The organism is Mesorhizobium sp. J18 (genome assembly GCF_007829525.1).
Lineage (GTDB): Bacteria > Pseudomonadota > Alphaproteobacteria > Rhizobiales > Rhizobiaceae > VLJP01.
Window position 1 is genome coordinate 82,719 of sequence record NZ_VLJP01000034.1, and the last position, 11,313, is coordinate 94,031.

Here is an 11,313-nt window from a genome sequence, read left to right on the forward strand (position 1 = left end):
ACGCCCCGCGCATGAGTGTCACCGTCCGTTTCGCGCCGTCCCCGACGGGCGCAATCCATATCGGCAATGCCCGAACCGCGCTGTTCAACTGGCTTTTCGCCCGCAAGAACCGCGGCAAGTTCATCCTGCGCTTCGATGATACGGATACGCAGCGCTCCCGCCAGGAATACGCCGATCGCATACAGGAAGACCTGCACTGGCTCGGAATCGACCCGGACGTGACAGTGCATCAGTCGGCACGGTTCGAAACCTATGACGCGGCGGTGGAACGGCTGAAGGAAGCTGGTCTTCTTTATCCCTGCTACGAGACGGCGGACGAACTGGAGCGCCGGCGCAAGATCAGGCTGTCGCGCCGCTTGCCGCCCGTATATGGCCGCGAGGCGCTGAAGCTTGGTGATGAGGAGAGAGCGAAATTCGAGACGGAAGGGCGCAGGCCGCATTGGCGCTTTCTGCTACCGAACTTTTCCTCCGATCCCTTCCAGCCAGAGCGAACCGAAATCCATTGGGACGATGTGGTGCGCGGCCCGCAGACCGTGGACCTCGCTTCGATCTCCGATCCCGTGCTGGTGCGTGAAGACGGCACCTATCTCTATACGCTTCCGTCAGTCGTAGACGATATCGAAATGGGTGTTACTCACGTCATTCGCGGTGACGACCATGTGACCAATACGGGCGCGCAGATCGCCATATTCCGGGCATTGGGGGCGAAGGAACCGGCATTCGGCCATCACAATTTGCTGACCACCATATCTGGTGAGGGACTTTCCAAGCGCAGCGGGGCACTTTCCCTCGGCATCCTGCGCGAGGCGGGAATCGAACCGATGGCCGTCGCATCGCTTGCCGTGTTGCTCGGTACGTCGGAAAGCGTTTCGGCTGCCCGTTCGATGGAGGAACTGGCCGAGCTCTTCGATCCGGCCTCCGCATCCAAATCTTCGGCGAAATTCGATCCGGCCGAACTCAAAACGCTCAATCGCGCGCTTCTGCACGCAATGAGCTTCGAGGAAGCACGCGACCGGCTGGCCAACCTCGGCATCAGCGGCTCCTCGGCGGAGCCTTTCTGGCTTGCCGTGCGGGGCAATCTGGAAACCTTTGCGGAGGCAGGCGATTGGTGGAAGATCGTCCGGAAGGGACCGCAGAAACAGCCAGAGCTTTCGGAAGAGGATGTTGCGTTCGTCCGCTCCGCCTTCGATCTGCTGCCGCCCGAACCCTGGGATGCTTCTACCTGGAAGACCTGGACGGGAACGGTAAAGGATGCCACAGGCCGCAAGGGCAGGGCGCTGTTCATGCCGCTCAGGCTGGCACTTACCGGGCGCGATTCGGGGCCGGAACTTGCAGATCTGCTGCCTCTTCTGGGGCGGGAAGGAGTATTGGCCCGGCGCCCCTGACCTTGCGCCTTACGGTGCCGTGATGGCGGTGACCTGGGCCTTCTGGAGGGCCTCTACCGTTGCAAGCGCGCTCATATTGACGACACCGCGCGAAGTAACGGACGCCGTCAGGATATGCGCCGGCATGGCTGTACCGAGCAGGATCGGCCCGACATGCAGAGCGTCGGTCATCGCCTTCACGGTCGTCAGGGTTATGTTGGCAGCATCCAGATTCGGGAAGACCAGCAGATTGGCTTCACCATCGAGAATTGCATGCGGATAGACCCTCTGCCGTATCGGCTCCGAAAGGGCAGCGTCCCCATGCATTTCGCCATCCACCACGAGTTCGGGCGACATTCGATGCAATATGGCCGTCGCCTTGCGCATCTTTATCGCGCTTGCCGAATCGCGTGACCCGAAATTCGAATGCGAAAGCAGGGCGGCCTTGGGCTCTATACCGAAACGACGAATCTCCTCCGCCGCCAAGAGCGTCATTTCCGCGATCTCTTCGGCGGTGGGGTCAAGCGTCACATAGGTGTCGGTGAAGAAGGTGACGCCACGCTGGGAGATAAGCATGGAGAGTGTGGAAAGATCACCGACGCCTTCCCGCTTGCCGATGATCATGTCGACATAGCGTAGGTGTTTTTCGAACCGGCCTTCGAGGCCGCAGATCATTGCATCGGCCTCGTCGCGCATCATGGCGAGTGCCGCGATTACGGTGGTATTGGTGCGCACAAGCGTGCGTGCAGCTTCCTGCGTCACCCCGCGCCGACCGGCGATATTGATCAGAAGATCCACGTAGTGGCGGTAGCGCGGATCATCTTCGGGGTTGATCAGTTCGAAGTCCCTGCCGGCCCTGATCTTGAGGCCATAGCGGCGCAGACGCGTGTCGACGACGTTGGGGCGACCGATCAGGATCGGCTGCGCTACCCCTTCCTCAAGCACAACCTGTGCGGCGCGAAGTACTCGCTCGTCCTCGCCGTCGGCATAGATGACACGCTTGGCGCCGGCCGCCTTGGCAGCCGAGAATACCGGCTTCATGACGAGGCCGGAGCGGAAGACGAAGCGGTTCAGCCGGTCGAGATAGGCTTCCATGTCCTCGATCGGCCGCGTGGCAACGCCACTTTCCATCGCCGCCCTGGCTACCGCAGGCGCGATGCGCAGGATCAGGCGCGGGTCGAAAGGCGAAGGGATAAGGTAATCCGGCCCGAAGATCTGCGTTTCGCCCGTATAGGCGCGCGCAGCCACGTCCGACGGCTCCTCGCGGGCGAGACCGGCGATGGCTTGCACGGCGGCGAGCTTCATCTCCTCGTTGATCGCCGTCGCACCGACATCCAGCGCGCCACGAAAGATGTAAGGGAAACAAAGGACGTTGTTGACCTGGTTCGGATAGTCCGAACGTCCGGTGCATATCATGGCGTCAGGCCGGGCCTCGCGCGCCACTTCCGGCATGATCTCGGGCACCGGATTGGCCAGCGCCAGGATCAGCGGTTTTTCGGCCATGTCCTTGAGCATTTCCGGTTTCAGGACGCCTCCGGCCGAAAGGCCGAGAAACACGTCCGCGCCGCCGATCACGTCTGCGAGCGTGCGGGCATCCGTGTCCTTGACATAGGCTTCCTTCCAGCGGTCCATCTCCTCGACACGGCCGCGAAAGGCCACGCCGAAGCGGTCGGTCACCCAGATGTTCTCGATCTTCGCGCCGAGCGAGACGAGGATATTGAGGCAGGCGAGTGCGGCTGCGCCGGCGCCCGAACTGACGATCTTGACGTCTTCGATCTTCTTGCCGGCGAGTTCCAGCCCGTTAAGGATTGCGGCGGCCACGATGATGGCGGTGCCATGCTGGTCGTCATGGAAGACGGGAATGCTCATGCGGGCCTTGAGCTGTTCCTCCACCTCGAAGCATTCTGGCGCCTTGATGTCCTCGAGATTGATTCCGCCGAAAGTGGGCTCAAGCGCGGAGATGGTCTCCACCATGCGCTCGACGCCGGGTGCGTCGATCTCGATATCGAAGACGTCGATGCCGGCGAATTTCTTGAACAGGACCGCTTTGCCCTCCATGACGGGTTTGGAGGCCAGAGGGCCGATATTCCCCAGCCCGAGAACCGCCGAGCCGTTTGACACGACGGCCACCAGATTCGCCCGTGAGGTGTAGTCGGCGGCCAACCTCGGATTGTCGCGGATTTCCAGACATGGAGCCGCTACGCCCGGCGAATAAGCCAGCGCGAGGTCGCGCTGGTTGCCGAGCGGCTTGGTCGCCTGGATTTCCAGTTTTCCCGGAACCGGATGGCGATGGAAAAACAGTGCCGCCTGATCGAGATCGGAGCGGGCAGGGGCCTCGGACGGGTTGTCGGTCATGACGATCGCTTTCGGAGAAAGGCTATCTCGCTATCACCCTTTGCCGCTGTTCTCCAAGTCCGGCAATGCCAAGATGCATTTCGTCTCCCGCCTTGAGGAAGATTGGCGGCTTGTGGCCAAGACCAACGCCTGGAGGCGTGCCGGTGGTGATCACGTCGCCCGGCTCCAGCACCATGAACTGTGATAGATAGGAGATGACATGCGCCACGCTGAAGATCATCGTCCTGGTGTTGCCCGTCTGTCTGCGTTCGCCATTCACGTCGAGGAACATGTCGAGATTTTGCGGGTCCGGAATCTCATCCGGGGTGACGATCCAGGGCCCAAGTGGGCCAAAGGTGGGCGCACTCTTGCCCTTGATCCACTGTCCGCCGCGCTCGGCCTGGTATTCGCGTTCGGAAACGTCATTGCAGAGCGCATAGCCGAAGACATGTGAAAGTGCGTCCGCTTCGTCGACATAGTCACAGCGCTTGCCAATGACGACAGCGAGTTCCACTTCCCAATCGGTCTTGACGGAACCCTTGGGGAGCATCACGTCGTCATTCGGTCCGCTGAGCGAGCTCGGCGCCTTGGAGAAGACGATGGGTTCCGAGGGAATGGGTGCTCCCGTCTCGGCAGCGTGGTCGGCATAATTCAGGCCGATGGCGATGAAATGGCCGATGCGGGCCACTGGCGCGCCTATGCGGGTGCCGGCCGGCACCTCTGGCAGGCTGGAAAGGTCCGCCGTCTCGAGAATCTTGATAAGCGAGGGCGAAATGCTTTCAGGAGTATAGTCGGCCACCAGCGAAGAGACGTCCCGTATCGTGCCATCCTTGTCCAACACAGCCGGGCGCTCAGCGCCGGGAGTTCCAAAACGAAGCAGTTTCAAAATCTTGTCTCCTCTAATGAAGAAAGTGCATTAATCAAGTCTACCCCTGTCAGAAGGCGCTGTTGTACAAGCCTCCGTCGAGGAACAGGCTCTGGCCGGTTATATAGCCGGCCGAGGCCGAGCAAATCCATGCCGCATTCTCCTCAAAAACAATATTCCCGATCTACTCCGCCGGCCTGTCAAAAGACAACCGTCATAAGCCTGTGACATGAATCGAGGCATGGAAGGCGCGACGAACAGGGGCAGAGCCGATCGACATGGCGAGAAACCAGCCGCGCACCTACCGTACCCTATTTATTTCCGACGTCCATCTCGGATCGAAACCGGCCAAGGCCGAGTACCTGATTGATTTCCTGCGTCATCACGAGGCCGAGCAGATTTATCTCGTCGGCGATATTGTCGACGGCTGGCGCCTGCGCCGTTCCTGGCACTGGCCGCAATTGCATAACGACGTCGTCCAAAAGCTTCTGCGCAAGGCAAGAAAGGGAACGAAGGTCACCTATCTTGCCGGCAATCACGACGAGTTCCTGCGCCCGTTTCAGGGCGTGCATTTCGGCGGCATCGTTGTGGCCGACCGGGTGATCCACGAGACGGCCGATGGCAAGCGACTTCTGGTCATTCATGGCGATCAGTTCGATTCAGTGGTCAATTCGGCACGCTGGGCAGCCTATCTCGGCGACAAGGCCTATGACGCGGCCATAGTGATCAACCGCATCGTCGCAAGGCTTCGTCACTGGGCGGGCCTGCCTTACTGGTCATTTTCCTCCTGGGCGAAGGTCAATGTGAAGAAGGCGGTCAACTTCATCAGCGCCTTCCAGGAACTGCTGGCGGAGGAGGCGCGGCGGCAGAATGTCGACGGCGTGATCTGTGGCCATATCCATCATGCGACGATCGAGGACATGAACGGCATCCGGTACATGAATACCGGCGATTGGGTGGAAAGCTGTACCGCGCTGGTCGAACATTTCGACGGTTCATTCGAGATCATCCAGTGGACACAGCTTGCGCCGCGCGCGGTGATGATGCCGCAGCAGCCCGCGCCTTTCGCGGGGCTCGATGGCAAGAAAGCCGAGGCGGCCTGAGGAACTCCTTCCGTCGCCATAGAAACACCCTCGCCTCGTCAAAGTGCGGACCCTTGCATCATGACAGTCCTGTTGCCCATGCAAACCATGCGCGACCTGGCCGAATCCGCTCAGACAGACCTGTGTCTGCCCTTGCAGGGTATGATCCCGATGTCGCGCACAAGGGAGGCGGGAAAGGCAGGGTCCGGCACGCCGAATGGCTGCCGGCAGGCCGCACTGGCGCGCGCCGAGCGCATGGGGGCGATTGACATTCCCCGCCCCGAGCCAACCCACGGCAGCCGAAGGAAACCCGCGGTCAGGCGCTTCAGCTTCTGAAGCTGTTTTGGCGCCCGATCAGCCCCAGAGAGCGGATGAAGGCGGCGAAACCAGCGAACCCCGGTAACGAAGTGCGGGGTGGCGGTCACGCGCGAGCAGCAGGGGACCGTCGAGATCGACATAATCCGCTTCCTGCGCCAGCAGAACGGCCGGAGCCATGGCCAGGGACGTTCCCACCATGCAGCCTACCATGATGCCAAAGCCAAGCTCGCGGGCGCGCTCTCGCAATTGCAGCGCGGCGGTCAGGCCGCCGGTCTTGTCGAGCTTGATGTTGATTGCGTCATAGAGCCCGGCGAGCTTGTCGAGGTCGTCCCCGGTATGGATGCTTTCGTCCGCGCAGACCGGCACGGGATGGGGGATTTCGCGCAAAATGCCATCCTTGCCCGCTGGCAAGGGCTGTTCGATCAGGGAAATGCGGAACTCGGCGGCGGCGACCAGATTGTCGTGGATATTGGCTTCGGTCCATCCTTCATTGGCATCAAGGATGATGCGGCTGTTGGGCGCGGCTGCCCTTATTGCATGGATGCGGGCGATATCGTTATCCGTGCCAACCTTGACCTTCAGCAGCGGGCGGAATGCATTGGCGCGAGCCTGCGCGGCCATTTCGTCGGGCGTGTCCAGGGAGATCGTCATCGCGGTGGTGACAGGACGCGGCGCGGTGCTGCAGGCCTTGAGGTGGGCGGGAGCATTCTCAAGCTTGGCCTCGAGGTCCCAGAGAGCGCAGTCGATGGCGTTGCGGGCCGCCCCTGGCTTCATCAGGGACAGCAGATCTTCCCGTCCGGCCCCTTCGGCCACGTCCTGGCGGCGCGCTTCGATCTCCTCGCGCACGCTTTCCAGCGTTTCGTCATAACGGCCATAAGGTACGCATTCGCCGCGCCCAAGGCAGTCGCCGTCGCGGATGATGCAGGTCACGACCTCGGCTTCGGTCTTGGAGCCGCGTGAAATGGTGAATTTTCCTGCGATGGGAAAGCGCTCGAACTCTACGGATAACTCGCGTGACATGGCTGGTCCTGACTGGTCGGCTGATTCGAAATGGCGGCGGATGACGGAATCACATAGCAAAGGAAACGGAGGATTCCGCCCTTGCCGCTGATGAATGCAAAGCCATTTCCTTCCCTTTTTCAGGCTCGCAGCCTAATGATGTGTCCATGTTGATCAAACTCGGCAAACGCGCAAGTCCCGCGCGACGCGAGGAAAGAGCCAACCAGCCTCGCCTTGAGACGACCGAGCAGGGCGACAAGCTGATCTGCGTGCTTTCCGGCATATGGAACACGCGCACCGTGGCGCTGGTTGACGCGCAGATGCGCCAGATCGAGGCGCGTGGGGATATTCGCGAGCTTGATCTGGACATAAGCGGCGTGCGCAAGCTCGATACGGCCGGTGCATGGCTGATCCAGCGCACGGCGAAGGTGCAGGCACAACGCGGCGCTGACATCAATCTCACCGGTGCCTCGGAAGCCGCATCGATCCTGCTTTCCGAAGTGGAAGGCACGGCAGAAGAATCCGGCAAGGTCGAGACCGAGCCGAAGCCGTGGTTCTTCTTACGGATGCTCGAATCGGTAGGCCGCTCCGTCTATGCGGCCCGCGACGATATCCTTTTTGGTCTCAACATTCTCGGCGCGACCATCCGCGGCGCGCAGATGAAGCTCGGGCGCGGACATGCAGTCAACCCGGCCGCGATCGTCAGCCAGATCGACAGAATGGGGGTCGGCGCCATTCCCGTCATCGTGCTGATGTCAGCTATCGTGGGCGCTATCATCGCCCAGCAGGGTGGGTTCCAGCTCCGCTATTTCGGAGCAGAGATATTCGTTGTCGATCTTGTCGGCATTCTGATCCTGCGTGAACTCGGCGTGCTGATGACCGCCATCATGGTCGCAGGCCGTTCGGGCAGTGCGATAACGGCGGAAATAGGCTCCATGAAGATGCGCGAGGAGGTGGATGCGCTCCAGGTGATGGGCCTTAATCCCATTGGTGTCCTGGTCTTTCCGCGTCTTGTTGCCCTGGTGATTGCTGTACCGCTCCTGACCGTGGTGGCGAATTTTGCCGCGATGGCCGGTGCCATGGGGGTGGCCTGGTTCTATTCAGGCATCACGCCCACCGCCTTCATTGACCGGCTGCGCGACAGCATTGACCTTTCGACAATCTTCGCGGGCATGATCAAGGCGCCTTTCATGGCGCTGATCATCGGCGTCATTGCATCCATCGAGGGAATGCAAGTCGGAGGCAGCGCCGAATCGCTCGGCCGTCACGTGACGGCTTCGGTTGTTAAGGCGATTTTCGTCGTTATCGTCGTCGATGGCCTTTTTGCCATGTTCTATGCGGCAATTGATTTCTGAAGGGTCTGGATGACGACGAACGGCAACGAAAGCCGGGTGGAAGCCGGACAGGAGGAAGAGCGGGAAGTCGTCTTGTCCGTTCGCGATGTGACGGTCGCCTTCGGTGAAAAGACTATCCTCGAGAACCTCTCGCTCGATGTCTATCGCGGTGAAATCCTCGGCTTTGTTGGGGCCTCGGGAGCCGGCAAATCGGTACTCCTGCGCACGGTGCTGAAGCTCGTCCCCAAACAATCGGGCACGATCAAGCTCTTCGGTGTCGATGTGGACGAGGTGGACGATACGCAGCGGCTGCTTCTCGACACGCGAATCGGGGTGCTGTTCCAGCACGGCGCATTGTTCTCAGCCCTGACGGTACTTGAAAATGTCCAGGTGCCCATGCGCGAATACCTTGATCTGCCGCGGAAGCTGATGGACGAACTCGCGATCCTGAAGATCGAGATGGTAGGCTTGCCCCGGGACGCGGCCAACAAGTTTCCTTCCGAACTATCCGGCGGAATGATCAAGCGCGCGGCCCTGGCGCGGGCTCTTGCGCTCGACCCGGATATCGTATTCCTCGACGAGCCGACTTCGGGGCTCGATCCGATCGGCGCGGCCGATTTCGATGAACTTGTTGCAAAACTGCGCGATACGATGGGGCTCACCGTGTATATGGTGACCCACGATCTCGATAGCCTGCTAACCGCCTGCGACAGGATCGCGGTATTGGGAAAAAAGAAAGTTCTGGTCGAAGGGCCAGTCAGCACAATGATGCAAAGTGAGGAGCCGTGGGTGAAATCCTACTTCCGCGGCAAACGCGCCAGACGGGTCGATATCGACGCCAGAACGCGCACGGACGCATAGACAGGCATGGACGCATAAATGGAAACCAGAGCCAATTACGTCATTGTCGGCCTATTCACCATTGTTGCGATCCTTGCCGCTTTCGCCTTCATTTACTGGACGGCTGCGATCGGCGAGAGGGGCGAGGTGGCGACCCTCCGCGTACGCATACCCGGCTCGGCATCCGGCCTTGGCCGCGGCAGCGCGGTACTCTTCAACGGTGTTAAGGTGGGCGACGTGCAGCGGGTTTATCTCGATCTCAGCAACCCGTCGGTGGCGATTGCGGATACGACCGTCGACCGGCTGACACCGATCACGCCTTCCACGCAAGCCGATGTCGGTCTTGCCGGATTGACCGGGCAGGCGAATATCGAATTGAAGGGGGGCAATCCCGACGAGCCGAACCTTCTGGATCGGGCCGAAGCCCAGGGCACGGTGGCCGAGATCACCGCGAGCCCCTCGGCGGTAACCAATCTTTTGCAGACGGCGCAATCGATCCTCACCCGCGCAGACACCGTCGTCTCGCAACTGGAAGGTTTCGTCGGAGATGCCCGCACACCGCTCACCCAGACGGTGGAGAATATCCGGACCTTCTCCGATGCCCTGGCGGCCAATTCCGAAGGGATCGACAAGTTCCTGGAGGGGGTCACTGCCCTCTCCGAGACGCTATCGGGGGTCTCCGGGCAGTTGAACAGAACGCTGGCTTCTGCCGAGGAGCTGTTGAATTCCGTCGATCCGGAAAAGGTCCGGCGCGTCGTGGACAATATCGACCAGACGGTGGCTCACGTCGAGGAATTCTCGCGACGAGTGGATACCGCCAGCCAGAATCTCGAAACGATTGTATCCGGTGTGGAACAGACGGTGCGTTCCATCGGCCAGTTCTCGGAAGGCGCAAACCAGACGCTTGGCAAGGTCGATAGCATACTCGACGGCATTGATTCGGCTCAGGTAAAAACCGCGCTCACCAATTTCGAGCAGGCGAGCGTTACCGTGAACCGCGCCGCCAATGACGTTTCGAAGGTCACCGAGACGATAGGACAGCGCTCGGAGGATATCGACCAGTTCATAACCGATGCCCAGCAATTGGCCTCGCGTCTCAATCAGGCTTCCACGCGAGTGGATGGAGTCCTCGCAAAACTGGACGGGCTGCTCGGTTCCGACGATGCGGAAGGTGTCATCGCAGATGCCAGAGCCACACTTGCAGCATTCCGCGAGGTGGCTGAAACGCTCAATGCGCGAATGGGCACGATCACTGAAGGACTTGCGCGTTTTTCGGGACAAGGCCTGCGGGAAGTGGAATCGCTGGTGCGGGACAGCCGCCGGTCCATCAGTCGCATCGAGCAGGCCATCAGCGACCTGGAACAGAACCCTCAGCGTATCATAACTGGTGGAGAGGGCGAGGTTCGCAGGTATGACGGCCGCGTCCGGCGTTGACATCGGCGCCGGGGAACGCAAAGGTTGTAGCTTTCAAAGGGGACCGCCGTGTCACGTGCGCGGGGGATAGTCGAGTGAAAGTGAAGCGCGTATTTCCAAGCGGTGTTTTTCTTGCAGTCGCGCTTTCGGGTTGTGCAGCTCTCCCAGGCCTTGGACCGGCTCCGGTTGACATATATGAACTGACGGCGCCCACTACGATCTCGACCGGCGGGCGTCTCAGCCGGACACAGATCCTCATCGCGGAACCCTCGGCACTGAAAGCCCTGGACGGACAGGACATCGTCATCAAGACCGGACCGTCCGCCATCCAGCTTCTCAAGGGAGCAAGATGGTCGGACCGCCTGCCGCGCATCGTGCAGGCGCGGCTTGCGGAAGCTTTCCAGCGCTCCGGCCGTGTCGGCGGCGTTGGCAAGCCGGGCGAGGGGCTTGCAATAGATTATCAGGTGATTGCCGATATCCGTGCCTTCGAAATCCGCGTGGATGGTACGCCTCGTGCCCAGATAGAAATGTTTGTGCGCATCCTCAACGACCGCAACGGTGTCGTCCGGGCCTCTCGCACATTCACAGCCAGCGTGCCGGTGGCCGCCGATAGCGGCAATGCTGCTTTCGTTGCCGCGCTCGATCAGGCTTTTGGCGCGGCGGCCAACGAGATCGTGGGCTGGGCCGTTTCCGTCATATAATCCGTTGCTGAAATCTCGGCGGCACCCCACCATCATTATCGGATTTCCGCTCCAGATATAGCG

Annotated in this window: 10 protein-coding genes; 7 read left to right on the plus strand and 3 right to left on the minus strand. The window is 60.7% G+C overall.

The genetic code is table 11. From position 1 onward, the window contains the following. The first annotated feature begins 11 nt into the window (after positions 1-11). Complete coding sequence (gltX, locus tag L598_RS13425; protein ID WP_144863186.1) at positions 12-1,385, plus strand: glutamate--tRNA ligase; 1,374 nt, start codon at positions 12-14, stop codon at positions 1,383-1,385. 9 nt (positions 1,386-1,394) lie between these two features. On the opposite strand, the gene L598_RS13430 is transcribed toward gltX, so the two are convergent. Both L598_RS13430 and L598_RS13435 read right to left on the minus strand, forming a co-directional pair. Then, positions 1,395-3,719, minus strand: a complete 2,325-nt coding sequence (locus L598_RS13430) for an NADP-dependent malic enzyme (RefSeq protein ID WP_144863188.1) — start codon at positions 3,717-3,719, stop codon at positions 1,395-1,397. Positions 3,720-3,741: 22 nt separating this feature from the next. After that, positions 3,742-4,584 (minus strand): fumarylacetoacetate hydrolase family protein, encoded by an 843-nt coding sequence (locus L598_RS13435; RefSeq protein WP_144863190.1) that lies wholly within the window; start codon positions 4,582-4,584, stop codon positions 3,742-3,744. A gap of 257 nt (positions 4,585-4,841) precedes the next feature. On the opposite strand from L598_RS13435, the gene L598_RS13440 reads away from it, so the two are divergent. Together L598_RS13440 and L598_RS13445 are read left to right on the plus strand one after the other, a co-directional pair. Continuing rightward, a complete protein-coding gene (locus L598_RS13440; protein ID WP_144863192.1) occupies positions 4,842-5,666 on the plus strand; it encodes a UDP-2,3-diacylglucosamine diphosphatase in 825 nt (274 codons plus the stop codon). A 60-nt stretch (positions 5,667-5,726) separates the two neighbouring features. Continuing rightward, on the plus strand, positions 5,727-5,981 hold the full coding sequence (locus L598_RS13445) for a hypothetical protein (RefSeq protein WP_144863194.1): 255 nt from the start codon (positions 5,727-5,729) through the stop codon (positions 5,979-5,981). Positions 5,982-5,999: 18 nt separating this feature from the next. Here L598_RS13445 and dgcA read toward each other — a convergent pair whose 3' ends face one another. After that, complete coding sequence (gene dgcA, locus L598_RS13450) at positions 6,000-6,983, minus strand: N-acetyl-D-Glu racemase DgcA (RefSeq protein WP_144863196.1); 984 nt, start codon at positions 6,981-6,983, stop codon at positions 6,000-6,002. Between the two features lie 149 nt (positions 6,984-7,132). Here dgcA and L598_RS13455 point away from each other — a divergent pair, with 149 nt between their 5' ends. The 4 genes from L598_RS13455 (at position 7,133) to L598_RS13470 (ending at position 11,250) form a co-directional block, all read left to right on the plus strand. Then, positions 7,133-8,317, plus strand: a complete 1,185-nt coding sequence (locus tag L598_RS13455; RefSeq protein WP_246658753.1) for an MlaE family lipid ABC transporter permease subunit — start codon at positions 7,133-7,135, stop codon at positions 8,315-8,317. Positions 8,318-8,326: 9 nt separating this feature from the next. Next, the gene (locus tag L598_RS13460; protein ID WP_144863200.1) at positions 8,327-9,157 is read left to right on the plus strand and encodes an ABC transporter ATP-binding protein; all 831 of its coding nucleotides are present in this window, start codon (positions 8,327-8,329) and stop codon (positions 9,155-9,157) included. Positions 9,158-9,175: 18 nt separating this feature from the next. Beyond that, positions 9,176-10,570: an MlaD family protein gene (locus L598_RS13465; protein WP_144863202.1), complete on the plus strand. Its 1,395-nt coding sequence runs from the start codon at positions 9,176-9,178 to the stop codon at positions 10,568-10,570. An 80-nt stretch (positions 10,571-10,650) separates the two neighbouring features. Next, complete coding sequence (locus L598_RS13470) at positions 10,651-11,250, plus strand: ABC-type transport auxiliary lipoprotein family protein (protein WP_144863345.1); 600 nt, start codon at positions 10,651-10,653, stop codon at positions 11,248-11,250. The last annotated feature ends 63 nt before the right edge of the window (positions 11,251-11,313 follow it).